The organism is Herbiconiux liukaitaii (genome assembly GCF_041927495.1).
Taxonomy (GTDB): Bacteria; Actinomycetota; Actinomycetes; order Actinomycetales; family Microbacteriaceae; genus Herbiconiux; species Herbiconiux liukaitaii.
Genome location: NZ_JBHFHG010000003.1, coordinates 138009 through 162446, shown reverse-complemented (window position 1 = coordinate 162446; position 24438 = coordinate 138009). Strand labels below are relative to the sequence as shown.

Annotated in this window: 21 protein-coding genes and 2 riboswitches; of the genes, 17 read left to right on the top strand and 4 right to left on the bottom strand. The window is 69.2% G+C overall.

Annotated features, from left to right (window positions below):
* Positions 1 to 6: 6 nt before the first annotated feature.
* Positions 7 to 1080 (top strand): redox-regulated ATPase YchF, encoded by a 1074-nt coding sequence (gene ychF, locus ACEXQC_RS05150; RefSeq protein ID WP_374819179.1) that lies wholly within the window; start codon positions 7 to 9, stop codon positions 1078 to 1080.
* 15 nt (positions 1081 to 1095) lie between these two features.
* Here ychF and ACEXQC_RS05145 read toward each other — a convergent pair whose 3' ends face one another.
* Positions 1096 to 1593, bottom strand: a complete 498-nt coding sequence (locus ACEXQC_RS05145; RefSeq protein ID WP_374819177.1) for a DUF427 domain-containing protein — start codon at positions 1591 to 1593, stop codon at positions 1096 to 1098.
* Positions 1594 to 1628: 35 nt separating this feature from the next.
* Here ACEXQC_RS05145 and ACEXQC_RS05140 point away from each other — a divergent pair, with 35 nt between their 5' ends.
* The 4 genes from ACEXQC_RS05140 (at position 1629) to ACEXQC_RS05125 (ending at position 5079) form a co-directional block, all read left to right on the top strand.
* On the top strand, positions 1629 to 2231 hold the full coding sequence (locus ACEXQC_RS05140; RefSeq protein WP_374819175.1) for an LON peptidase substrate-binding domain-containing protein: 603 nt from the start codon (positions 1629 to 1631) through the stop codon (positions 2229 to 2231).
* Between the two features lie 78 nt (positions 2232 to 2309).
* Positions 2310 to 2768: an aromatic ring-opening dioxygenase LigA gene (locus ACEXQC_RS05135; protein ID WP_374819173.1), complete on the top strand. Its 459-nt coding sequence runs from the start codon at positions 2310 to 2312 to the stop codon at positions 2766 to 2768.
* Positions 2769 to 2830: 62 nt separating this feature from the next.
* Positions 2831 to 4201: an FAD-binding oxidoreductase gene (locus ACEXQC_RS05130; protein WP_374819171.1), complete on the top strand. Its 1371-nt coding sequence runs from the start codon at positions 2831 to 2833 to the stop codon at positions 4199 to 4201.
* Positions 4202 to 4305: 104 nt separating this feature from the next.
* Positions 4306 to 5079 (top strand): hypothetical protein, encoded by a 774-nt coding sequence (locus ACEXQC_RS05125; protein ID WP_374819169.1) that lies wholly within the window; start codon positions 4306 to 4308, stop codon positions 5077 to 5079.
* Positions 5080 to 5145: 66 nt separating this feature from the next.
* Here ACEXQC_RS05125 and lgt read toward each other — a convergent pair whose 3' ends face one another.
* Positions 5146 to 6186, bottom strand: coding sequence for a prolipoprotein diacylglyceryl transferase (gene lgt / locus ACEXQC_RS05120; RefSeq protein ID WP_374820127.1), 1041 nt, complete (start codon positions 6184 to 6186; stop codon positions 5146 to 5148).
* 262 nt (positions 6187 to 6448) lie between these two features.
* Here lgt and ACEXQC_RS05115 point away from each other — a divergent pair, with 262 nt between their 5' ends.
* From ACEXQC_RS05115 to ACEXQC_RS05085, 7 genes are all read left to right on the top strand, one after another.
* Positions 6449 to 6655: a cold-shock protein gene (locus tag ACEXQC_RS05115; protein ID WP_259530705.1), complete on the top strand. Its 207-nt coding sequence runs from the start codon at positions 6449 to 6451 to the stop codon at positions 6653 to 6655.
* Between the two features lie 204 nt (positions 6656 to 6859).
* A complete protein-coding gene (locus ACEXQC_RS05110) occupies positions 6860 to 7975 on the top strand; it encodes a fatty acid desaturase family protein (protein WP_374819166.1) in 1116 nt (371 codons plus the stop codon).
* Between the two features lie 28 nt (positions 7976 to 8003).
* The gene (locus ACEXQC_RS05105; protein ID WP_374819164.1) at positions 8004 to 8753 is read left to right on the top strand and encodes a copper resistance CopC family protein; all 750 of its coding nucleotides are present in this window, start codon (positions 8004 to 8006) and stop codon (positions 8751 to 8753) included.
* 52 nt (positions 8754 to 8805) lie between these two features.
* Positions 8806 to 8908, top strand: a riboswitch (glycine riboswitch).
* Position 8909: 1 nt separating this feature from the next.
* Positions 8910 to 9010, top strand: a riboswitch (glycine riboswitch).
* 68 nt (positions 9011 to 9078) lie between these two features.
* Positions 9079 to 10215, top strand: a complete 1137-nt coding sequence (gene gcvT / locus ACEXQC_RS05100; protein WP_374819163.1) for a glycine cleavage system aminomethyltransferase GcvT — start codon at positions 9079 to 9081, stop codon at positions 10213 to 10215.
* Between the two features lie 2 nt (positions 10216 to 10217).
* Positions 10218 to 10589 carry a glycine cleavage system protein GcvH gene (gene gcvH, locus ACEXQC_RS05095; protein WP_374819161.1) on the top strand — a complete coding sequence of 124 codons (372 nt, stop codon included), beginning with the start codon at positions 10218 to 10220 and terminating at the stop codon, positions 10587 to 10589.
* 2 nt (positions 10590 to 10591) lie between these two features.
* Complete coding sequence (gcvP, locus tag ACEXQC_RS05090; RefSeq protein WP_374819159.1) at positions 10592 to 13495, top strand: aminomethyl-transferring glycine dehydrogenase; 2904 nt, start codon at positions 10592 to 10594, stop codon at positions 13493 to 13495.
* A 74-nt stretch (positions 13496 to 13569) separates the two neighbouring features.
* A complete protein-coding gene (locus tag ACEXQC_RS05085) occupies positions 13570 to 14322 on the top strand; it encodes a pentapeptide repeat-containing protein (RefSeq protein ID WP_374819157.1) in 753 nt (250 codons plus the stop codon).
* A gap of 21 nt (positions 14323 to 14343) precedes the next feature.
* On the opposite strand, the gene ACEXQC_RS05080 is transcribed toward ACEXQC_RS05085, so the two are convergent.
* Complete coding sequence (locus ACEXQC_RS05080) at positions 14344 to 15120, bottom strand: CPBP family intramembrane glutamic endopeptidase (RefSeq protein WP_374819155.1); 777 nt, start codon at positions 15118 to 15120, stop codon at positions 14344 to 14346.
* 197 nt (positions 15121 to 15317) lie between these two features.
* Here ACEXQC_RS05080 and ACEXQC_RS05075 point away from each other — a divergent pair, with 197 nt between their 5' ends.
* The 3 genes from ACEXQC_RS05075 to ACEXQC_RS05065 all read left to right on the top strand — a co-directional run bounded on the left by ACEXQC_RS05075 (position 15318) and on the right by ACEXQC_RS05065 (position 19889).
* Positions 15318 to 17105 carry an ABC transporter family substrate-binding protein gene (locus ACEXQC_RS05075; RefSeq protein WP_374819153.1) on the top strand — a complete coding sequence of 596 codons (1788 nt, stop codon included), beginning with the start codon at positions 15318 to 15320 and terminating at the stop codon, positions 17103 to 17105.
* A gap of 161 nt (positions 17106 to 17266) precedes the next feature.
* On the top strand, positions 17267 to 18808 hold the full coding sequence (locus ACEXQC_RS05070) for an ABC transporter permease (RefSeq protein ID WP_374819151.1): 1542 nt from the start codon (positions 17267 to 17269) through the stop codon (positions 18806 to 18808).
* 40 nt (positions 18809 to 18848) lie between these two features.
* Positions 18849 to 19889 carry an ABC transporter permease gene (locus ACEXQC_RS05065; RefSeq protein WP_374819149.1) on the top strand — a complete coding sequence of 347 codons (1041 nt, stop codon included), beginning with the start codon at positions 18849 to 18851 and terminating at the stop codon, positions 19887 to 19889.
* Between the two features lie 23 nt (positions 19890 to 19912).
* On the opposite strand, the gene ACEXQC_RS05060 is transcribed toward ACEXQC_RS05065, so the two are convergent.
* Positions 19913 to 20533 (bottom strand): PH domain-containing protein, encoded by a 621-nt coding sequence (locus ACEXQC_RS05060; RefSeq protein WP_374819147.1) that lies wholly within the window; start codon positions 20531 to 20533, stop codon positions 19913 to 19915.
* A 68-nt stretch (positions 20534 to 20601) separates the two neighbouring features.
* Between ACEXQC_RS05060 and ACEXQC_RS05055 the strand changes: the two genes are divergently transcribed.
* Positions 20602 to 22374, top strand: coding sequence for an ABC transporter ATP-binding protein (locus tag ACEXQC_RS05055; protein ID WP_374819145.1), 1773 nt, complete (start codon positions 20602 to 20604; stop codon positions 22372 to 22374).
* A gap of 156 nt (positions 22375 to 22530) precedes the next feature.
* Positions 22531 to 24438, top strand: a complete 1908-nt coding sequence (gene typA / locus ACEXQC_RS05050) for a translational GTPase TypA (RefSeq protein ID WP_374819143.1) — start codon at positions 22531 to 22533, stop codon at positions 24436 to 24438.

The following is a 24438-nucleotide window of genomic DNA, read 5'->3' as shown; positions in this document are numbered from 1 at the left end:
ACGACCGTGGCTCTAACTATCGCGATCGTCGGACTGCCCAATGTCGGCAAGTCCACTCTGTTCAACGCCCTCACGAAGAACCAGGTGCTGGCGGCGAACTACCCGTTCGCCACCATCGAGCCGAACGTGGGTGTGGTCAACCTGCCCGACAAGCGTCTCGACAAGCTCGCCGAGATCTTCGGCAGTGAGCGCATCCTGCCTGCCCCGGTGTCGTTCGTCGACATCGCCGGCATCGTGCGCGGGGCGAGCGAGGGCGAGGGGCTCGGCAACAAGTTCCTCGCGAACATCCGTGAGGCGGATGCGATCGCGCAGGTCATCCGCGGCTTCATCGACTCGGATGTCGTGCACGTCGACGGCAAGGTCGACGCCGCGAGCGACATGGAGACCATCAACACCGAGCTCGTGCTCGCCGACCTGCAGACCCTCGAGAAGGCGGAAGCCCGCTTCGAGAAGGAGGTCAAGGGCAAGAAGCTCGAGCCGATCGTGCTGTCGACCGCCCAGGCGGCGCGCGAGTACCTCGACACCGGCAAGCCGCTCTCGAGCTCGTCGATCGACCTCGAGCCCATCCGCGAGCTCGGTCTGCTCACGTCGAAGCCCTTCATCTACGTGTTCAACGTCGACGAGGAGATCCTCAACGACCCCGCTCGCAAAGACGCCCTGGCGGCCCTCGTGGCGCCGGCGCAGGCGATCTTCCTCGACGCCAAGCTCGAGTCCGAGCTCATCGACCTCGACGCCGAGGACGCCGCCGAGATGCTCGCCTCGACCGGCCAGGAGGAGAGCGGCCTCGACCAGCTCGCCCGCATCGGCTTCGACACGCTCGGCCTGCAGACCTACCTCACGGCGGGCCCCAAGGAGTCGCGCGCCTGGACCATCGGCAAGGGCTGGACCGCCCCGCAGGCGGCCGGTGTCATCCACACCGACTTCCAGAAGGGCTTCATCAAGGCCGAGATCATCTCGTTCGACGACCTCGTGGAGACCGGATCGATCGCCGAGGCCCGCGCCAAGGGCAAGGCCCGCATCGAGGGCAAGGACTACGTCATGCAAGACGGCGACGTAGTCGAGTTCCGCTTCAACAACTAGGGGACGCCGGGGCGGTCACCAGCCCTGTGACCCGGAGATGCCCTTGAAGGGGCCGACGACAGACGCGGTGATCCAGCCGCCGTAGAAGCTTCCTGGCTGCGGCGTGACGATCTCGCCGTCGACCGTGCACTCGTCCATCTGCTGTGCGTAGACGGCGACGCGGTTTCGGAGCGGCTCGAACCCCGGCGCCGGCTGCGGGTAGTTCCACGCGCACGCTGAGCGCACCTCGTCTCCGCCACGGACGTCGAGATAGCGTGCTCTGCCCTTGAACTCGCAGAACGACGAGCCGTCGGCATCGACCAGCGAGCCGGTCGCGAAGTCCGCCATCGGGAGATAGTAGACCGGCGGATGGCTGGTCTCGAGGACCCGGAAGGCGTCTCGGGTCTCGACGATGAGCTGCCCGCCCAGACGGATCGTGATCGGCGCGGTGACGCGCTCGATGCGCGGCGGCCTCGGGTAGTCCCAGACGGACTCCTGTCCTGGTCCTGGGGTCACGGGTCGCGGTCGGGGCACCTGTTCACCTTACGTCGGCGGTGCTTCACTGAGGTATGCCCGCTTCACCGATGTTCCCGCTCGGATCGGTTCTGTTCCCCTCTGTGCCGATCCCGCTCCGGGTGTTCGAGCCGCGGTATCTCACGATGCTCGGGCGGCTTCTCGACGAGGACGAACCTGGGTTCGAGTTCGGCGTTGTCCTCATCGAGCGCGGACCCGAGGCCGGGGGTGGCGACCAGCGCGCCTCGGTCGGGACGATGGCGCGTCTTGTGAGCGCCACCGTGGGTGCCGACGACCTCATCATCATCGGAGTGGGGACCAGGCGGTTCACGGTCGAGCGCTGGGTCGACGAGGATCCGTATCCCAGGGCCGAGCTCTCGTTTCTACCGGATCTGGAGTGGTCCGAGGAGCTCGCACCGCTGCGGGCCCAGGCCGAAGCGGTTGTCCGCCGTGTGATCGCCCGCGTCGCGGAGGGGGAGTCGGATGCCGCTGTCGAGCTGTCGGACGACCCCGTCGCCGCCGTGTGGCAACTGGCGGCGATCGCCCCGCTCGGCGAGTACGACCGGTACACCCTGCTGAGGTCGACATCGATGGGGGGTCTTCTGCGTCAGATGATCGATCTGGTCCTCGAGGCCGAGGAGCTCTGGGCCGCCCCGTGAGGCCTCTCTGCACGGTTCACCAGCTCTGGTCCTCCCCTGGACAGGAGGAACCCATCGCCGCCGCGTAGGCTCGGATGGATGACGACCTCTTCCACAGACTCCCTCCGACGAGTGGGCGGCCTCGCCGTGGCCGCGGGCTCGCTGTTCCTCACGGTCGGATCGGGGGCCTGGTTCGTCATCTCGAAGCAGCTCCGCGACGAGAAGATCGAGGTTCCGGGCAACGCGCCCGCCTTCGCCGGCAAGACGGTGCAGGGCCCCGCGACCGCCTACGTCGAGGCACTCGTGATCAAGGGCAACGCCGAGCGGGGTGCCGGCGGACGCACGTTCGCCGACATCAGCGCGGCCCTCCGCGAGGTCGAGTCGGGCAGCGACGAGGAGCGTGCCCTGCGCGGGCAGAGCGCGTCGCTCGCCACGGCGGCTTCGCTGCGCACCTCGCTCATGACCTCGGTGCTCGCCTTCGGTGTGAGCGCCTTCGCGGGTGGCGTGGGCGCCCTGCTCCTGATCGCCGGAACGCAGCTCCGTCGCACCGACGGCTGACCCGCCTCGCAGCGGCCGTTCGGGGGCCGCGGGCTGCGGCTCGCCGCCGCTAGGGTCGCAGCATGATCGAGCTGCAGCGCGGGGACCCCGACTTCGAGCGTGTGGTCGCCGAGGGGTCGTTCAACACCCTCGTGCCGGCCGAGCGGCCCGAGATGGTCGTGCGCCCGCGATCCGAGGCCGAGGTGGTCGCGGCGGTGCGTGCGGCGGCCTCTCGCGGGCAGCGGATCGCGGTGCGCTCCGGCGGCCACAGCTGGGTGGCCGCCTCCCTGCGCGGCGGCGGCGTGCTGATCGACCTGGGCGCCCTGGACCGCATCGAACTCCGCGGCAGCGACGTCCCGGGCGGCGACCTCGACGCCCGGAGCATGACGGCGACCGTCGGCCCTGGCGTGCGCGGTGCGCGGCTCTCGGCGGCGCTCGAGGAGGCGGGACTCGCTTTTCCCGTGGGCCATTGCGGCGACCCCGGGGTGGGCGGCTTCCTGCTCGGCGGCGGGCTCGGCGTCAACTGGGGGCACTGGCGACCCGCGTGCTTCTCGATCGAGCGGATGCACGTGGTGACCGCCGACGGCGAGCTCCGCACCGCCTCGCCCACCGAGAACCCCGACCTGTTCTGGCTGGCGCGGGGGAGCGGTCCCGGGTTCCCCGGTGTGGTCACGCAGTTCGAGCTGGCCCTGCGGCCCCTTCCCGCGGTGATACGCGTCGAGACCTGGCTCCACCCGCTCGACCGCCTCGAGGAGGTCACCCGCTGGCTCACCGAGGCGTCGGCGCACCTTCCCACGAACGTCGAGCTCTCCCTGGTGACGGCCGCGTCCGCCGACCCTGCGCATCCGCTCGTCGCGGGCGTCGCCGCCACCGTCTTAGCCGACACCCCCGCCGAGGCTGAGGCCGCCCTCGCACCCCTCCACGCAGGTCCAGGGGGCGCGCTCGCGCACTCCGGCCCCGCCGACGTCGCGTTCAGTGCCCTGCACGAGGCCGTCGACGCCACCTATCCGCCCGGGGCCCGCTACCTCGCCGACACCTTCTGGACCGACCTCGACCTCCACGACGCCACGGCCCCCCTCGCGGCCCTCATGGCCAGAGCGCCCTCCCCGCTGAGCTACGTGCTGGCCGGCATGCCCGCCAACGGCGCCGGGGCTGGCCTCGTGCAGGCGGGGGAGGCGGCCTACGGCATGCACGACCGCACCCTGCTCATCGTCTACACGATCTGGCAGCACGCGGAGGACGACGCCGCCAACCGGGACTGGCTCGACGAGGTCGCCGCGGCGCTCCTGCCCACCGCCACAGGCCACTTCCTCAGCGAGGCCGACATCAGGCACCGCCCCGAGCGCACGCCCGCATCGTTCACGCCCGCCGATCGCGCCCGCGTGCACGAGCTCCGCACGCGCTTCGACCCGCACCACCTCTTCCACGGCTACCCCGGCGACCCCACCTTCTGATGCCGAGGGAGCGTAATCCGGTCGACCCCGCGGTACTGTCGTCGGACAGGTCAGAGGAGCACTCCGGGGGAAGCGCGATGCAGCACGAACACCGTCACCACCACATGATCACCGTCGTGAAGAACGGCAAGCTCAACCCCGACGTGCGGCTCTGGACCGGCATCGCCGCAGCGACAGTGGCCCTGCTCATGGTGTGCGAGTTCCTCGTGCAGGCGCTGCTCGTGGGCGCCCGCCCCTCCCTCGACGACAGCGAGGCCCTCGCCGCCTTCATGACGCGCACGGCCAACCAGACGCTTTTCACGATCCTCATCGACACGTTCCTCATGGGAGCGCTCATCGTGTTCCTGAGCGGCTTCCGCCAGCTCGTGACGCACACCCGCCCCGACCTGCAGTGGGTCGCCGACATCGCCTTCGGATCCGGACTGCTCTTCATCGCCATCACCCTCGTGGGCGACGGCATGGAGGGCGGCACCGCGCTCGACACCATGGGCCTGACTCCGGATGCGTCGTCGCTCCGATCCCTCACGGTGGGTCACACGCTCCTGTTCGGCTCGATCGGCTGCACCCTGAACGCCCTCGTGGCGGCCGCCTCCGGGTACCTCATCCTGGCCTCGGAGGCGCTCCCGCGCTGGACCGGCTGGATGGCCTACGGCGTGGCCGCCCTCAACCTCCTGAGCGTGCCCACGATGTTCGGCGGCACGAGCCCCGACTCCTTCTTCGCCGCGGGAGGCGCCGCCACGGCGATGCTCGCGACGTTCCCGTGGCTGGTCTGGGTGGCGTGCATCGGCTACGTCGCCATCCGCGACCGCCGCCGCCTCGAGGATCTGCCGCACGAGGTGCGCGCCGCGGCGGGCAAGGCCGTGCCCGCCGCCTCCTGACCCGGGCCCACACGCAGAAAGTCCGGGCGCCGCACCGCGGACACCCGGACCTTCAGCTCTGCAGCCCTACTTCTTGCCTGACAGCTCTTCCTCGGTCCACCGCTCGCCGCTGGGATCGACCATCTCGATCTCCGCGCCCTCGGTGGATCCGCCGGTCGTGTCGATGTCGGCATCCGTGCCCTCGGCTGCCGAGTCGGCGTCGGCGGCCGGGGCAGCGGGCGCGATGGCGACGGCCACCTTCTTCGGCTTCTCCTCGCGCGGCCCGCGCCCCGGTGCGTACACCGAGGGCTCGAGACCGGGGTGGCGGCGCGACTGCACCACGAACAGCACGATGCCGAGCGCGATCGCGACGAACGACGCCCACACGTTGGCGGGGATGCCGAGGAACGTGTCGGTGGTCGGGTCGATGCGGATGGCCTCGAGCCACGACCGGCCGAGGCCGTACCAGACGAGGTAGAGGGCGAACAGCTTGCCCCAGCGCAGAGCGAAGCGTCGCTCGATGAGCAGGAGCAGCGCGATGCCGACGACGTTCCAGATGATCTCGTAGAGGAACAGTGGGTGGAACAGCGTGCCCTCGGCGAGACCGGCGGGGAAGGCCGCGTTGCTCGAGTCGATCTCGAGGCCCCAGGGCAGATCCGTGGGAAGGCCGAAGAGCTCGTTGTTCACGTAGTTGCCGAGCCGGCCGATCGCCTGGGCGGCGAGCATGGCGGGCGCGAGCGTGTCGGCGAACGACCACAGGCGGATGCCGGCGAAGCGGCAGCCGATCCAGGCACCGATGGCACCACCGATGAGCGAGCCGTAGAGCGCGTTGCCGCCGTCCCAGATGGCGAACACGTTGAGCAGGTTCGCGCCGGGGTAGAAGTAATCGCCCATGTGCGTGAACACGTGGTAGAGCCTCGCCCCCACGATGCCGAGCGGCACCGCGAACAGCACGATGTCGATGACCACACCCGACTCACCGCCGCGCTTGGTGAGTCTGTGGTTCACCATGAGCATCGCCACGATGATCCCCGCGAGGATGAACAGGGCGTAGAAATGGATCGTGAGCGGGCCGATCGAGAACGACTGGAAGGCCGGATCGGGGCTCGGGATGCTGAGCGGAGTCATGAAGGGCACGCTGAATTCTAAAGGCTCCGGCGCAAAGAGTTCTTGCACTTTGGCGCGGGAATGTAGCCGGATGGCCTCAGCACGGCTAAGGTTGAGACTGTTGTTGTGTTACCCATGAATCTTGAATAGGGTCTGTGCCGTGAAAACGGCGCTTGGGATCTAGCGATCTCGGGTAAGACTTGTTTTTCTGAGGAGCGGAACAAAGTGCACCGCGACGGTAGGCCCCGACAAGCGGGGCCGCTTACCTCGAAAAGAGAAAACAATGCCTCAAGGCACCGTGAAATGGTTCAACTCCGAAAAGGGCTTCGGCTTCATCTCCCCCGATGACGGCGGCGAAGACGTGTTCGCCCACCACTCGGGCATCACCGGCTCCGGCTACAAGAACCTCGAAGAGAACCAGCGCGTCGAGTTCGACGTGACCCAGGGCCGCAAGGGCCTGCAGGCTGAGAACATCACCCCCCTCGGCTAGGTCCCAGACCTTCTCGAAGAGCCCGTGACCCGCGCAAGCGGCACGGGCTCTTCGCCATTTAACGCGCGTGTGTCGCGAGGCTGTGGACCCCCCGAGTATGTGTGGCCGATTTGCAGGTTTGCCTAATAGGTTTGAAGCATCCGAACAGGGCACACGCTCACCCCCCACGGCTGGGAAGCCGACCCGAACCATGTGAGCCAGCCTTTGAGCCTCTCGAACACCACGACCTCCCGCGCCGCCACCCCGCGCAAGACCACCCCGCGCAAGGCGGGAGCGGCACACCCCACCGCCGCGTACTCCGAACTCCTCTCCACCGTTCGTGACATGGGCCTGCTGCGCAAGCGCCGCGGGTTCTACTACACGATGTTCGGTGCCCTCGTGCTCGCACTGGCCGGCGCCGCCGCCGGTTTCGTGCTGCTCGGCGACACCTGGTACCAGCTGCTCATCGCAGCCGCCCTCGGCCTCATCTTCACCCAGTTCGCCTTCCTCGCCCACGAGGCCTCGCACCGTCAGGTCTTCGAGTCGAACAAGGCCAACGACCGTGCCGGGCGCGTGCTCGCCACGGCCTTCGTGGGCATGAGCTACTCGTGGTGGATGTCGAAGCACACCCGCCACCACGGCAACCCCAACATGGTGGGCAAGGACCCCGACATCGCGATCGACTTCGTCTCGTTCACGCCGGAGGACGCCGCCACCCGCAAGGGTGCCTGGGCACTGCTCACCCGCAAGCAGGGCTGGCTGCTCTACCCGATGCTCCTCCTCGAGGGCATCAACTTGCACTTCCTCTCGCTCAAGACCCTCGTCGACCCGAAGCCGGTCGAAGGCCGTCGCTTCGAGCTGTGGATGATCGGTGTGCGTCTCGTGGCGTACGTCGCCGTCATCTTCGCCTTCCTGCCGCTCGGCATGGCCTTCGCCTTCATCGGCGTGCAGCTGGCCGTCTTCGGTCTCTACATGGGCGCATCCTTCGCCCCCAACCACGTGGGCATGACGATCTTCCCGGAAGGGTCGCGCATCGACTTCCTCTCGAAGCAGGTGCTCTCCTCGCGCAACATCAAGGGCAACTGGGGCATGACCATCTTCATGGGCGGCCTCGACCTGCAGACCGAGCACCACCTGTTCCCGAACATGCCCCGCCCGAGCCTCGTCAAGGTGCGCTCGATCGTCCGCGAGTACTGCGCGACCCACAAGATCCCCTACACGGAGACCGGGTTCTTCGAGGCGCACAAGCAGGTCATCGCGTACATGAACAAGGTGGGCCTCTCGGCTCCGGATCCGTTCGACTGCCCGCTGATCAACCAGTACCGCACGCGTCGGGCCTGAGCTCGGCCTCCCCGGTTATCCTGCTGAGGTGAATAGCACCCGCACCATCCGATCCACCCGGACCATCCGCCCCGCCGTCGTCCTCTCGGTCGTCGGGGCGGTCGGTCTTGCACTGGTGCCGAGCGTCTCGGCGTCGGCGCACGACGCGCTCGAGTCGTCGTCGCCGGCCGCCGAGGAGTCGATCACCGCGGATCCCGGTGCGATCTCGCTCGATTTCTCCGACTCGCTCCTGGCCATCGGCGGCACCACCGACGGTTTCGCGGTGCAGGTGACCGACGGCGACGGCCTGCACTTCGAGAGCGGATGCCTCACGCTCGACGGCTCGAGCGTGGCGGCCCCGGTGGCCCTCGGCGACGCGGGCGGCTACGTGGTGACCTGGCAGGTCGTCTCCTCCGACGGCCACTCAACCTCCGGCCAGTACGAGTTCGACTACTCGCCCGCCTCCCTGGACGGCGCGCACCAGGGGCTCACGGATCCGCCCGAGTGCGGTGACCCCTGGGCGGGCGCCCCCAACGGCACGGCGTCGACCGAGACAGCGACACCCACCCCGGCAGAGGAGTCGACAGCCGCTGCCGACGCCCCGACGCCCGTGGCCACCGCCGGGGCCGCTCCTGCGGACGGCGACGCAGATGTCGCACCCTCCGCAGCCGACGTCTCTGCGACCGCGCTCCCGTGGTGGGCCATCGTGCTCATCCTCATCGCGGGCCTCGGTGTTCTCGGTGCCGTGGTGATCCTCGTGCTGCGCCGGATGCGCGGCGGGGACGACGACAAGCGCTGACCGGCGCTATGCTCGACCCCGTAGCACCCCTCAACTGAATACCGCTGGCCACTAGGCCGACGCGGGAGAGCCGGCGCATCCTCTGCTCGAGGGGTCGGCACCGAAGGAGCAATCCTCCCCGATAATCTCTCAGGTCCTCGTACCGCGTCGGACTGGCCACTCTGGAAAGCAGTCCGCGGCTTCGACGGCGGCTCGCCCACGGTGAAAGCGACGGCTCAGGCCGTCGTGAAACTCTCAGGCACGATGACAGAGGGGGAGTTCTCAGGGCGCATCTGCGCTCGCCACGCTCGTGGGCCCCGGCTCGCGACGACGATCCGGAGAACTCATGCCCCCAGCTCCCGACTCCCGCTTCTCGCCCCTGCACGCCGTGCACGTGGCGGCGGGTGCCTCCTTCACCGACTTCGCCGGCTGGCAGATGCCGGTGCGCTACTCGAGCGATCTCGCCGAGCACCACGCCGTGCGCTCCGCGGCCGGCCTCTTCGACCTCTCGCACATGGCCGAGTTCCGGATCTCGGGCGAGGGCGCCGCCGCCTTCCTCGACCACGCCCTCGCCGGGGCGCTCTCGGCGATCGAGGTCGGGCAGGCCAAGTACTCGCTGCTGCTCACAGAGGGGGGCGGCATCGTCGACGACGTGGTGGTGTACCGCACGGCCGACGAGGAGTTCGTCGTGGTGGCCAACGCCTCCAACCGCGAACCCGTGGCCGCCGCCCTCGAGGAGCGGCGGGCCATGATGCGCGGCGCGGCACCGTTCACGGTCGTCGACGAGAGCGACGACACGGCGCTCATCGCCGTGCAGGGCCCCGTCTCCCGCGAGATCCTCGAGCGCACGCCCGGCCTCGACGTGTCGGGCATCGACGCCCTGCGCTACTACCGGGCCATCCCCGCCTCGTTCGAGGGCACCCCCGTGCTGCTCGCCCGCACCGGCTACACGGGTGAGGACGGCTTCGAGCTGTACCTCGCCCCCGGTCGCGCAGAGGCGCTCTGGCGCGCCGTCGCCCGCGCGGGCGAGCCGCTCGGCCTCGTGCCGGCGGGCCTCGCGAGCCGTGACACCCTGCGGCTCGAAGCGGGCATGCCGCTCTACGGGCACGAGCTCAGCCTCGAGACCCTCCCCGTGCAGGCCGGTCTCGGTCGGGTGCCGGCGCTCTCGAAGCCCGCCTTCGTGGGGCGGGAGGCGATCGAGCGAGGTCCGGCGGAGGGCGCACCCGTGCTCGTGGGGCTGCTCGCCGAGGGCCGGCGTGCCGCCCGCGCCGACTATCCCATCTACGCCACCGACGACTCCACCGAGCAGATCGGCGTCGTCACGAGCGGATCGCTCTCGCCCACCCTCGGGCGGCCGATCGCCCTCGCCTACGTTGAACCCGCGTTCGCGGGCCCCGACACCACCCTCAGCGTCGACATCCGCGGCAAGCGCCTCGCCTACCGCACCACGACCCTCCCGTTCCACCGCCGGAAGAAGGACTGACCATGACCGAACAGAGCGAACTGCGCTACACCGCCGAGCACGAGTGGGTGCTCGTGGAGGGGTCGATCGCCACCGTGGGCATCACCGCCTACGCGGCCGCCCAGCTCGGCGACATCGTCTACCTCGACCTGCCCGAGGCGGGCACCGAGATCTCCGGCGGCACCGTGGTGGGCGAGATCGAGTCCACGAAGTCGGTGGGGGAGCTCTTCGCACCTGTCGATGGCACCGTCGTGGAGATCAACGCGGCGGTCGTGGACTCGCCCGAGCTCGTGAACAGCGATCCGCTCGGCGAGGGCTGGCTGCTCAGGATCGAGTTCACCGAGCTGCCCGAGCTGCTCGACCTCGAGGCCTACACAGCCCTCACGGGGGCGTGACGATGACGGATCCCGATCTCTTCGCCGCCAGGCACATCGGAACGGACACCGCCGCCCAGCAGCACATGCTGAGCACCGTGGGCTACGGCAGCACCGCCGAGCTCATGAGCGCCGCCGTGCCCACGGCCATCCAGTTCGACCGCTCCCTGGCCGATTCGCTCGTGCCGCCCGCGGCCAGCGAACGCGAGGCCGTGGCCGAGCTGCGGGCGCTCGCCGAGCAGAACCGCGTCTCCCGCTCCTACCTCGGCCTCGGCTACTACGACACCATCACTCCCGCTGTCATCACGCGCAACGTGCTCGAGAACCCCAGCTGGTACACCGCCTACACGCCCTACCAGCCCGAGATCTCGCAGGGGCGGCTCGAGGCTCTGCTCAACTTCCAGACCATGGTGGCCGACCTCACAGGGCTCGCCACGGCCAACGCCTCCATGCTCGACGAGGCGACGGCCGCGGTGGAGGGCATGCTGCTCGCCAGGCGCGCCTCGAAGTCGGCGTCCTCCCGCTTCCTCGTGGATGCGGATGCGTTCCCGCAGACCATCTCGCTGCTCCGGGATCGCGCAGAGGCGGTGGGCATCGAGGTCGTCGTGACGGTGCTCGACTCGGTCGACCACCCGTCGCATCCGCTCGCCGGCGACGACGTGGACGCGTTCGGCGTCTACCTCCAGTACCCGGGCGCCTCAGGCCGGCTGTGGAACCCCACGGAGGTCATCGAGGCGGTGCACGCCGCGCGCGGCATCGCGGTGGTCGGCGCGGATCTGCTCGCCCTCACCCTCGTGACCCCTCCCGGCGAGCTCGGAGCCGACGTGGCGGTGGGCACGAGCCAGCGCTTCGGTGTGCCCATGGGCTTCGGCGGCCCCCACGCCGGCTACATGGCCGTGCGGGCGGGGCTCGAGCGGCAGCTCCCCGGGCGGCTCGTGGGTGTGAGCGTGGATGCGGCGGGTCACCCCGCCTACCGGCTCAGCCTGCAGGCGCGCGAGCAGCACATCCGGCGCGAGAAGGCCACCTCGAACATCTGCACCGCTCAGGTGCTGCTGGCCGTGATGGCCGGCATGTACGCGGTCTACCACGGGCCGGAGGGTCTCCGCCGCATCGCCGAGCGGGTCTCGGGATCGGCCCGCGCGCTCGCCACCCGGCTGGCGGCGGCCGGCCTCGAGATCGTGCACGCCGACTACTTCGACACCCTGCTCGTGCGGGTGCCTCAGCGGGCCAGGCGGCTCGCGGAGCATGCGCACGAGCACGGCATCCTCCTCGGCGTCGTGGACGACGACACCGTGCGCATCGCGGTCGACGAGACCACCACGGATCGCGACCTGCTCGACCTCGCGGTGGTGTTCGACGCCGCGACCGGCGGCGCTGACCAGGACGACGACGCCGAGCAGCCCGCCATCCTCCCCGGCCTGGCCCGGACGAGCGGTTACCTCGCGCATCCGGTGTTCAACACGCACCGCTCGGAGACGAGCATGATGCGCTACCTCAAGCGCCTCGCCGACAGCGACTACGCGCTCGACCGCGGCATGATCCCGCTCGGCTCGTGCACCATGAAGCTCAACGCGGCGAGCGAGATGGAGGCCGTCACCTGGCGCGAGTTCGCCGGCATCCACCCCTTCGCTCCCAAGGAGGACGTGGGCGGCTACCTCGAGCTCGTGCGTCAGCTCGAGCGCTGGCTCGCGGAGGTCACGGGCTACGACTCGGTGTCGCTGCAGCCGAACGCGGGCAGCCAGGGCGAGCTCGCGGGCCTCCTCGCCATCCGCGGCTACCACCGGTCGCGCGGAGACGCGGCGCGCACGGTGTGCCTCATCCCCTCGAGCGCGCACGGCACGAACGCGGCCTCGGCCGTGCTCGCGGGCATGACCGTGGTCGTGGTGGCGTGCGACGAGCTCGGCAACGTGGACCTCGACGACCTGCGGGCCAAGATCGCGGCGCGCGCCGACGACCTCGCGGCCCTCATGATCACGTACCCCTCCACCCACGGCGTCTACGAGCACGAGGTCACCGAGATCTGCCGCCTCGTGCACGAGGCGGGCGGCCAGGTCTACGTCGACGGCGCCAACCTCAACGCGCTGCTCGGCTTCGCGCGGTTCGGCGACTTCGGCGGCGACGTCTCGCATCTCAACCTGCACAAGACCTTCTGCATCCCGCACGGCGGGGGAGGGCCGGGTGTCGGTCCGGTCGCCGCTAAGGCCCACCTCGCGCCCTTCCTGCCCTCGCACCCGTTCGCACAGGAGGCCGAGCACCTGCTCGTCGACGGGGAGCGCGTGGTGCACGCCGGCCCGCAGATCTCGGCCGCCCCCTACGGCAGCCCGAGCATCCTGCCCATCAGCTGGGCGTACGTGCGCATGATGGGGCTCGAGGGGCTCGCCGAGGCCACCGCAGCGGCGGTGCTCGCCGCCAACTACGTGGCCGCGCGACTCGCCCCGCACTTCCCGGTGCTCTACACGGGCGAGAACGGGCTCGTGGCCCACGAGTGCATCCTCGACCTGCGCGGCATCACGCAGGCCTCGGGGGTGAGCGTCGACGACGTGGCGAAGCGGCTCGTGGACTACGGCTTCCACGCGCCCACCATGAGCTTCCCCGTGGCGGGCACACTCATGGTCGAGCCCACCGAGAGCGAGGACCTCGCCGAGATCGACCGCTTCATCGACGCGATGATCGCCATCAAGGGTGAGATCGACCGCGTGGCGGCGGGGGAGTGGCCGGCCGACGACAACCCGCTGCGTCACGCACCGCACACGGCGCAGTCGGTGGTGCAGGGCGACTGGCAGCACGCCTACAGCCGCGAGACGGCGGTCTATCCGCTGCCGTCGCTCGTGCGCGGCAAGTACTGGCCGCCCGTGCGCCGCATCGATCAGGCCTACGGCGACCGCAATCTGGTGTGCGCGTGCCCACCGCCGGAGGCGTTCGAGTAGCGGATGCGGCGCCGGGCGGGCGGCGGGCGGGCGACGGCGGAGCGGGCCCATCGGGCTTTGGTAGAGTTCGACACATGACGACACCCCGTGCCGCCCGCCTGTCCGCACTGCTGGCGGGAGCGGCGCTCACGGTGGTCTCTGTCGGCGTGGTCGCCGCCCCCGCCTCGGCGGAGCCCGTGTACGACGAGGGCGGCTGCACCGTCTCCCGCATGGCCGACGCGGGACCCGGTGGCGCCCAGTGCGCGGGGATGGATCTCAGCGGCACCCGCTTCGGTGAGGGCGACTTCCGCAACGCCGACCTGCAGAACTCCTCGTTCGTGGACGGCGACGTGCAGGGCGCGAACTTCAACGGGGCGAACCTCACGGGCGCCGACTTCACGGGCACGAGGATCGTGGGCGCCGACTTCACCAACTCGAGCATCCTGCCCGGTCTGCTCGAGCTCGAGGCCGACGCCTCCGGCATGGCCCCCGTGCCGATCACACCCAACCTGCCGACCGGCCTGACTCTCGACGGCTGCCAGATCGTGGCGACACCGGTGGGGTCGGGCGAGATGTTCCCGATCGGCACGTCGAACATCCTGTGCACGCTCTCGACCTCGTTCGAGGGCACGGCGACGGCCGTGATGACCGTGGAGGTCACGGCATCCGCCACGGCCCCGCCCACGGAGGAACCGCTCTTCACGCCCGATCCCTCGGCCCAGCAGCCGCAGACGACGACCTCGAGCACGCCCAACTGGCTCATGATCGGCGGCTTCATCGGCGGCGGCGTGCTCGTGGCGGGCGGCATCGCCGCGTTCGTCATCTCGAACCGCCGCGAACGCGCCTGAGCCCTCCCGAGTGCGCTCGGGCTAGCCGAACAGCGTGGGCAGGTTGGCCACCGCCCAGGCGTAGCCCACGAACGAGGCGATGTCGATGATCCAGTGCGCCACGACGAGCGGCATGGTGCGCCCCCAGCGCCAGTAGCACCAGCCGAATACCACCCCCATCACGACGTTGCCGACGAACGGTCCGATGCCCTGGTAGAGGTGGTAGCTGCCGCGCAGCACCGCCGCCGAGAGGATGATGCGCCACTTCTGCCAGCCCAGCTGGCGCAGTCGCGCGAACAGGTAGCCCACCACGATGAGCTCCTCCTGCAGGGCCGCGCGGAGCGCCGAGAGGATGAGCACGGGCGTCGTCCACCAGTAGGTGTCGAGCGGGGCAGGCACCACGTCGACCGTGATCCCCGCCGCCCTCCCCGCGAAGTAGAGAGCAATGCCGGGCACGCCGATCACGAGCACGAGCAGGAGGCCGCGACCGAGGTCGCGCCAGGGATCGCGCAGGTCGAAGCCGAGCCGTCGGAACGGGTTGCCGCCCGAGATGGCGAGCAGGTAGAACACGAGCGCCACGGGCACGAGCGCGAAGACGATGGCGAGCACCTGGTAGGTGCCGTCGAGCCACTCCCGGTCGCTGAGGCTGCCGTTGATGGTCGCGGTCTGATCGGCGAGCGCCGTCTCCGAGGTGAGGCGCGCGATGATGCTGACCACCGAGTAGATCGCGGAGGCCCCGAGCGAGACCCCGAGCACGATCGCGATCTCCGTCCGGAGCCGCGTGCGCCGCAGCCGCATCCATTCCTCAGCACGTGTCATTGCTTGTCACTTTCTTGCGTCTGACGCCACTTTTCCACACGCTCTGTGGGAGAAGCACAAGAATCCTCAGGAAATAGTTTCGACCGTGTAACTTTTCGTGGTGAGGTTTGGTGGGGGTCTGACCCCCCGCTTAGGGTACTTCCTTAGGTTGCGCAGGCAGCCTCTGGAAGCATCCGGAAGGAACGCAGTTGACAAACATGAAGAGACGATCGCGGCTGGGAGTGGCTGTCGCCGTGGTGGGGGTGTCGGCGCTCGCGCTGACCGCGTGCACCACCACGACCGACGACACCACGACCGAGAGCAGCGGCACGATCACCGTCGCCACCACCAACGAGGCGACCTCGTTCAACTCGAGCACCCCACAGGGCAACCTCGACACGAACGGCATGATCCAGTACCTCACCGGAACCTCCGGCACCTCCGCCGGCGCCAGCCTCGGTGGCTTCTTCACGCTCGATGAAGAGTTCAACGTCGTGCACAACGACAACATCGGCACGTACGAGAAGGTCTCGGACGACCCGCTGACCGTCGAGTACACGCTCAACGACAACCTCAAGTGGTCCGACGGCGAGCCCATCACGACCGACGACCTGCTCGTGGGCTGGGCCATCGGCTCCGGCTACTACGACGACGCCACGATCGACGAGGCGACCGGAGAGGTCACCGGCGGCACGCAGTACTTCACGCTCGCCGGCAGCACCGCCGGTCTCGACACCACGTCGTTCCCCGAGGTCTCCGACGACAAGCTCAGCCTCACGCTGACCTACGCGGAGCCCTTCGTGGACTGGGAGCTCGGCAACCTGCTCGACAAGCCCGCCCACGTGCTCGCCGAGAAGGCAGGCGTCTCGCTCGAGGAGTTCATGCAGACCCTCGAAGACACCCCCGCCGGCGACCCGGCGGCACCCGTGGCCCCCAACGAGACCATCAAGGCCGCTGCCGACTTCTGGAACACCGGCTACGACTTCACGTCGTTCCCCGAGGACGAGTCGCTCCTCGTCGCCAGCGGTCCGTTCATCGTGACGGCCTACACGCCTCAGCAGTCGATCTCGTTCGGCAAGAACCCCGAGTACACGGGCTCCGACGAGCCTGCGTACGACGAGCTCGTGCTGCGCTTCATCGGCGACTCGAACGCCCAGGTCACGGCTCTGCAGAACGGCGAGGTCAACGCGATCTTCCCGCAGGCCTCCGCCGACACGCTCACCGCGCTGCAGAACGCCAACCTCGAGACCCTCGAGGGCAACCAGCTCTCCTACGACCACCTCGACCTGAACTTCGCCTCCGGCGTCTTCCAGGACCCGACCGTGCGTGAGGCGTTCCTCAAGACCATCCCGCGCGACCAGATCCTCTCGTCGATCGTCACCCCGGTGAACCCCGACGCCGAGGTGCTCAACTCGCAGATCTTCATCCCCGCCGAGCCCGAGTACACCGACGCCGTCGCCGCGAGCGGCTACGACGCGTACGACACGCCCGACATCGAGGGTGCCAAGGCGCTCCTGGCGGGTGCGACCCCCACGGTCCGCATCCTCTACAACACCGACAACCCCAACCGGGTCGACTCCTTCCAGGCCATCCAGTCGTCGGCGGCCGAGGCCGGCTTCAACGTGGTCGACGCGGGCTCGCCCGACTGGTCGTCGCTCCTCCCCGGTGGCGACTACGACGCCTCCATCTTCGGCTGGATCTCGCCAGGTGCCGGTAACGCGGCCCTCGCTCAGATCTTCAAGACCGGCGGTGGCGGAAACTACAACAACTACTCCAACACCACCGTCGACGGCATGGTCGACGAGGCGCAGACCGAGCTCGACGAGGACGCCCTCGGCCAGCTCAAGGTGCAGATCGACGCCGAGACCGCGAAGGACTTCTACGGTCTTCCGCTGTTCCAGGCTCCCGGCCTGTTCGCGTCGAACGGCACCATCGACGGCCTGCAGTTCTTCGGCAACCAGACGGGCATCGTCTGGAACGCCCAGGACTGGACGCTCGTAGAGTAACCGGATAGTCGCACCACCTCGTGTGGGGAACGGGCTGAGGCCCGTTCCCCACACGCTCGCCCGGGGTGCGACAATCGTCTTCGTCCACTCGCCGTCGTCCGCATCCTGGAGGACGGCTCGATTGCACCCCATCCAGGGTGCTGTATGAGGATTCCGGTTCCATGGCCGCTTACATCGCGAGACGCATCGGCGTCTCCATACTGATTCTCATCGCCGCGTCGTTCATCATGTACGTGCTCGCGGCGGGGTCAGGAGATCCGCTCAAGGATCTCCGCGGCGGCAACGCCGCCAACGAAGCGCAGCTCATCGCGGCCCGCACGGCGGCCCTCGATCTCGACGTGCCGGCGCCGTTGCGCTGGTTCCTCTGGTTGGGCGGGGCGGCCAAGTGCCTCATCCCCTTCGCCAACGCCTGCGACCTCGGCCTCACGCTCGACAACGCGCCCGTGGCCACCATCCTGCCCACGGCGATGGTCTCCACGCTGCAGCTCGTCACCGTGGCGACGGTCGTGGCCATCCTGCTCGGCGTCGTCGTCGGCATCGTGACCGCGCTCCGCCAGTACAGCGGCTTCGACATCGGAACCACGTTCCTCAGCTTCTTCCTCTTCTCCCTGCCGTCGTTCCTCATCGCCGTGCTCCTCAAGGAGTTCATCGCGCTGGGCTTCAACGACTTCCTGCAGGACGGCGCCTCCGTGCCCGCCTGGCTCATCGTGGTGATCGCCCTCGTCGCGGGGTTGATCTGGATGGTGCTCGTGGGCGGTGACGCGCGTCGTCGCGTGATCGTCTTCGCGGTCTCCGCCGCCGCCACCGGGGGAGTGCTCGCCTACATCTCGCTCAGCGGCTGGTTCCTCACACCGGGGCTCGGCCCCATCGGCCTCCTCGTGGTGCTCGCCGCCACGGTGCTCATCGTCACGATCCTCGTGTCGGGGCTGTCGAACCGGCGGGCCCTGCTCACCGCGGGCATCACGGCGGCCCTCGTCTACGTGGGCTACTTCGCCCTCCAGGGCCTCTTCGACATCTCGTCGGTCTTCACCCTCGTGTTCATCGCCGTGGGCGCCGTGGTCATCGGCCTCGTGATCGGTGCGGTGCTCGGCGGTGCCGATCGCGGCCAGGCCATCCGGGCGGGGGCCATCACGGGCGGCGTCGGCATGCTCTTCGTGTTCCTCGACCGCTTCATGCAGTCGTGGCCGAGCTACATCGACAGCTCCAGGATCAACGGCCGCCCCATCGCCACGGTCGGGTCGGGCACCCCCGGTCTCAAGGGCGACGTGTGGGTGATGGGCATCGACTCGTTCACGCACCTGCTGCTGCCCACGATCGCGCTGCTGCTCATCTCGTTCGCCCAGTACACGCGGTACTCCCGCGCCGGTCTGCTCGAGGTGCTCAATCAGGACTACATCCGCACCGCCAGGGCCAAGGGCCTGCCGGAGCGCACGGTCGTGATGCGTCACGCGTTCCGCAACATGCTCATCCCGATCGCCACCATCGTGGCCACCGACGTGGGTGCGCTGCTCGGCGGCGCGGTCATCACCGAGCGCGTCTTCGCCATCAGCGGCATGGGCAACCTCTTCGCCACGGCCCTCGGTCGCACCGACCTCAACCCGATCATGGGCTACTTCATCGTGATCGCCATCGTCGCGATCGCGTTCAACTTCCTCGCCGACCTCGCCTACGCCGCGCTCGATCCCCGAGTGAGAGTGCGATGATGCGGGCACACGAGCCGTTCGATCAGAACAGGGACATCGCATGAGCCAGGGAATGCTGGAAGTCGAGCCGGGCGCGAGCGGATCGGGCCGCGAGCGGGTCGACGCCGTGGCGGGCAAGTCGCAGGGGCGCCTCATCTTCGAGCGGTTCCTGCAGAACCGGATCTCGGTGGTCTCGCTCGTGCTGCTGCTCATCATCGTGGTGTTCGCCTTCTCCGCCACCGGCATCGGCCCCATCCCGGGGTGGTGGAAGTACAACTTCCGCGACCTCAACCCGCAGGCGGGTGGCCCCACGCTCTCGCTCTGGCCGCCGTCGCTCGGCGACCACCCGTTCGGCCAGAACCGCATCGGCGTGGACTACTTCGCGCTCACCATGCGCGGCATCCAGAACTCGCTCGTGGTGATGGTCGTCATCGGCGGTCTCGGCACGGTCGTCGGCACCGTGGTGGGTGCCATCGCGGGCTACTACCGCGGCTGGGTGGATGCGGTGCTCATGCGCATCACCGATGTCTTCATCGTGATCCCCGCCATCGTGATCGGCGCCGTCGTGGGCCAGACGGCCGGCAGCGGAGGGCTCGGCGTGTGGTTCCTCTCGATCCTGCTCGCGCTCGTGTCGTGGATGGCGATCGCACGGCTCGTGCGCGCCGAGTTCCTCTCGCTGCGCGAGCGCGAGTTCGTGGAGGCCGCCCGGGTGGCAGGGGCGAGCGACCTGCGGATCATCTTCAAGCACATCCTGCCGAACGCCGTGGGCGTCGTGATCGTGAGCGCCACCCTGCTCGCGGCCAGCGCCATCCTGCTCGAGACGGGCCTGAGCTACCTCGGCTACGGCATCCGGAGCCCGGAGTCGTCGCTCGGCCTGCTCATCAGCGACAACCAGTCTGCGTTCTCCACCCGCCCGTGGCTCTACTGGTGGCCTGCCCTCTTCATCGTGTCGCTCGCCCTGCTCGTGAACTTCGTGGGCGACGGGCTGCGGGATGCGTTCGACCCGCGTCAGAAGCGCTTCAAGCGCCGCAAGATGCGGGAGTTCGTCGAGGCCTCGCAGCCGAACGCGAACCTCGAAGCCCCGAAGTCGTCGACGCCGTGATGACCGGCTCAGTCACGCTCGGGTCAGAGCAGCACGAAGCCCGCCACCGTGGCGGCGGCGCCCAGCACGAGCACGGCGATCGCCGCGATCGACCAGCGCACGCCCACGCGGGCTTCGTGCGCGGTGCCGAGCGGGATCGAACCGCTCTCGCGGAGCGCGTCCCAGCGCTCGCGCACGATGGCCGCCGCTCGGCCGGAGTCGGTGCCGTCGAGGTCGCCGGGGCGCACCTCGCTCGCCTGCGTCCAGCTGCGCGCCCTGGTGCCCTGCTCGCGCGAGGCCCTCAGGGCTCCCGTGGCGCCGGGAGCCGGTGCGCACCACACGGAGACGCGCCGGTCAGGGGTCACGAGGGTGAGCGCGAACTTGGTGTCGACCAGGATGAGCGCCTCCCACGGCACGGTCACGGTCTGCAGCACGTTGTGCACGGTGATGGCGCTGTCGTCGAGACTCAGTCGCGGGCGCCACAGCACGAAGTAGACGACCGCCGCGAGATACACGACGGCGATCGAGATGGCAGCGGTCGGGCCGTACGCGCCCGCCGCCACCGAGGCGGTCAGCGCACCCGCGCAGACCACCCAGAACACGACGGAGAGCACTCCGTTGAACCGGGAACGGAAGACGACGGTCGGTTCGGGAACGTGGGGCACGAGACGATTCTCGCAGTCCCGCACGAGACCCGGCTCCGAAGCCTCCGCGACGAAAGGACCCTCCTCCCGTGAGCGGCGCACTCCACACCTACCCCGCGAACACCACCCCGGTGCTGCAGATCGACGGTCTCTCGGTCGACTTCGGCGTCGACGGCGTCTGGGTGCCCGCGGCCAGCAAGGTCTCGTACACGATCGGCCCCGGCGAGATCGTGGCGGTGGTCGGCGAGTCCGGCAGCGGCAAGAGCGTCTCGTCGATGGCCATCCTCGACCTGCTGCCGAAGAGCGCGCGTGTGCGCGGCGAGATCAAGGTGGCGGGCCGCTCTGTCGTGGGCCTCAAGCCGCAGGAGCTCCGGGCTCTGCGCGGCCAGGAGGTCGCCGCCATCTTCCAGGAGCCGATGACGGCGCTCAACCCCGTCTACACGGTGGGCTTCCAGATCATCGAGGCCATCCGCATCCACCGCCAGGTCACTCCCACCGAGGCGAAGGTGCGCGCGCTCGAGATGCTCAAGCTCGTCGAGATGCCCGACCCCGAGAAGGCCTTCGACTCCTACCCGCACCAGCTCTCCGGCGGCCAGCGCCAGCGCGCCATGATCGCCCAGGCACTCGTGCTCGATCCGGTGCTCCTCGTGGCCGACGAGCCCACGACGGCCCTCGACGTGACCGTGCAGGCGGAGATCCTCGAGCTCCTGCGCGACCTGAAAGACCGGCTCAAGAGCGCCGTGCTGCTCATCACGCACGACATGGGAGTGGTGGCCGACCTCGCCGACTGGGTCGTGGTGATGCAGAGCGGCCGCGTGGTGGAGCAGGGGCCCGTGGCCGAGATCTTCGCCTCCCCGCAGGATCCGTACACGCAGGCGCTGCTCGACGCCGTGCCGCACCTCGGCAAGGGCGGCGCCGGCGACGAGACGATCGACCTCGACGAGACCCTCGCCGAGGTGATCGTGACGGATCGCCCTGAGGCGCCCGTGACCGCCGCTTCCGCTCACGAGGGGGCGACCCCCTCGACCGCCACCATCCTCGAGCTCGACCGTGTGGTGGTGGAGTACGGCGCCCGCGGCAAGGTGGGCAAGTTCCGCGCGGTCGACGAGGTGAGCCTCTCGATCGGTGCGGGCGAGGTGCTCGGCCTCGTGGGGGAGTCCGGATCGGGCAAGTCCACGATCGGGCGCGCGGCCATCGGCCTGCAGCCCATCGCGGGCGGTCGGCTCGTGGTGTGCGGTGTCGACCTCTCGCAGCACTCGCGTTCGGTGGTGCGGCAGCTCCGCAACAAGGTCGGCATCGTGTTCCAGGATCCGTCGTCGTCGCTCAATCCCCGGCTGCCGATCGGCGAGAGCATCGGCGAGCCGCTGCTGCTCGCCAAGGAGGCCTCGGGCAAGGAGCTCGACCGCCGGGTCGAGGAGCTGCTCGACAGCGTTCGGCTGCCGCGCGCCTACCGCAACCGCTTTCCGCACGAGCTCTCCGGCGGGCAGAAGCAGCGCGTGGGCATCGCCCGCGCCCTCTCGCTGAGCCCGAAGCTGCTCGTGGCCGACGAGCCCACCTCGGCGCTCGATGTCTCGGTGCAGGCCACGGTGCTCGAACTGCTCTCCGGCCTGCAGCGCGACCTCGACTTCGCGTGCCTCTTCATCAGCCACGACCTCGCCGTGGTCGACCAGATGGCCGACAGGATCGCCGTCATGAACCACGGCCACATCGTGGAGACGGGCAGTCGCGACGAGATCCTGCGCGATCCGAAGGATCCGTACACGCAGCGTCTCATCGCCGCCATCCCGGTGCCCGATCCCGCGGAGCAGAAGGCCAGGCGGGAGCTGCGGCGAGGCATCCTCCGGGCCACCGATCCCGACTGACGGCGGCCCGGGCGGTCCGACGCGGCGGCGGCGGGAGCACGGGGAGGGGTCGACCAGGTAGAATGAAGGCTCCGGCCGGTTTCTCGGCCCACCCCCCACCTCCGCCGACCCCGGTGATGTTCGCGCTCCGACGCGAAGAGACAAGAAGGACTTCCCATGGCACAAGCCACCCGCGACGACCTGCGCAATGTCGCGATCGTCGCCCACGTCGACCACGGCAAGACCACTCTGGTCGATGCCATGCTCACGCAGACCAACTCGTTCGACGCGCACTTCGACGCCGACGACCGCATGATGGACTCCAACGACCTGGAACGTGAGAAGGGCATCACGATCCTCGCCAAGAACACGGCGATCTCGTACACCGGCAAGCACGCCGGCGACAAGCCGATCACCATCAACGTGATCGACACCCCCGGCCACGCCGACTTCGGCGGCGAGGTCGAGCGCGGCCTCTCCATGGTCGACGGCGTCGTGCTGCTCGTCGACGCGTCGGAGGGCCCCCTGCCCCAGACCCGCTTCGTGCTCCGTAAGGCCCTCGAGGCCAAGCTCCCCGTGATCCTCCTGGTCAACAAGACCGACCGCCCCGATGCGCGCATCGACGAGGTCGTCACGGAGTCGCAGGACCTGCTGCTCGGCCTCGCCTCCGACCTGGCCGAAGACGTGCCCGACCTCGACCTCGACGCCATCCTCGATGTGCCCGTCGTCTACGCCTCCGGCCGCAACGGCGCCGCGTCGCTCAACAAGCCCGAGAACGGCACGCTGCCCGACAACGACGACCTCGAGCCGCTCTTCGGCGCCATCCTCGAGCACGTCCCCGCTCCGGTCTACGACGACGAGGCGCCCCTCCAGGCCCACGTCACCAACCTCGACTCGTCGCCGTTCCTCGGCCGTCTCGCCCTGCTGCGTGTCTTCAACGGCACCATCAAGAAGGGCCAGCAGGTCGCCTGGGTCAAGCACGACGGCACCGTTCACCAGCAGCGCATCAGCGAGCTGCTCAAGACCGTCGCCCTCACCCGCGTGCCCACCGAGAGCGCCGGCCCCGGCGACATCGTGGCCATCGCCGGCATCGACGAGATCACCATCGGCGAGACCATCGCCGACGCCGACGACGTGCGGCCGCTGCCCGCCATCACGGTCGACGACCCCGCCATCTCGATGACGATCGGAACCAACACCTCGCCCCTCGTGGGCAAGGTCAAGGGCCACAAGCTCACCGCGCGCATGGTGAAGGACCGCCTCGACCGCGAGCTCATCGGCAACGTCTCGCTCCGCGTGCTCGACGTCGGCAAGCCCGATGCCTGGGAGGTGCAGGGCCGTGGAGAGCTCGCGCTCGCCATCCTCGTCGAGAACATGCGCCGCGAGGGCTTCGAGCTCACCGTGGGCAAGCCCCAGGTGGTCACCAAGCAGGTCGACGGCAAGACGCACGAGCCCTACGAGCACCTCACGATCGACGCCCCCGAGGAGTACCTCGGCGCCATCACGCAGCTGCTCGCCGCCCGCAAGGGCCGCATGGAGGGCATGTCGAACCACGGCACCGGCTGGGTGCGCATGGAGTTCATCGTGCCGTCGCGCGGCCTCATCGGCTTCCGCACCGAGTTCCTCACCATCACCCGCGGCACCGGCATCGCCAACGCGATCTCGCACGGTTACGGCGAGTGGGCCGGCGCCATCGTCACGCGCAACAACGGATCGATCGTGGCCGACCGCTCCGGTGTCGTCACCCCGTTCGCCATCATCGCTCTGCAGGAGCGCATGACCTTCTTCGTGAACCCCACCGAGGAGGTCTACGAGGGCATGGTCATCGGCGAGAACTCGCGCGCCGACGACATGGACGTGAACATCACCAAGGAGAAGAAGCTGACCAACATGCGTCAGTCCACCTCCGACACGTTCGAGTCGATGACCCCCTCGCGCCAGCTCTCGCTCGAGGAGTGCCTCGAGTTCGCCCGTGAGGACGAGTGCGTGGAGGTCACCCCCGAGATCGTGCGCATCCGCAAGGTGGAGCTCGACGCCAACGCGCGTGCCCGCCGCACGGCCAACCTCAAGCGCGCCAACCAGTAG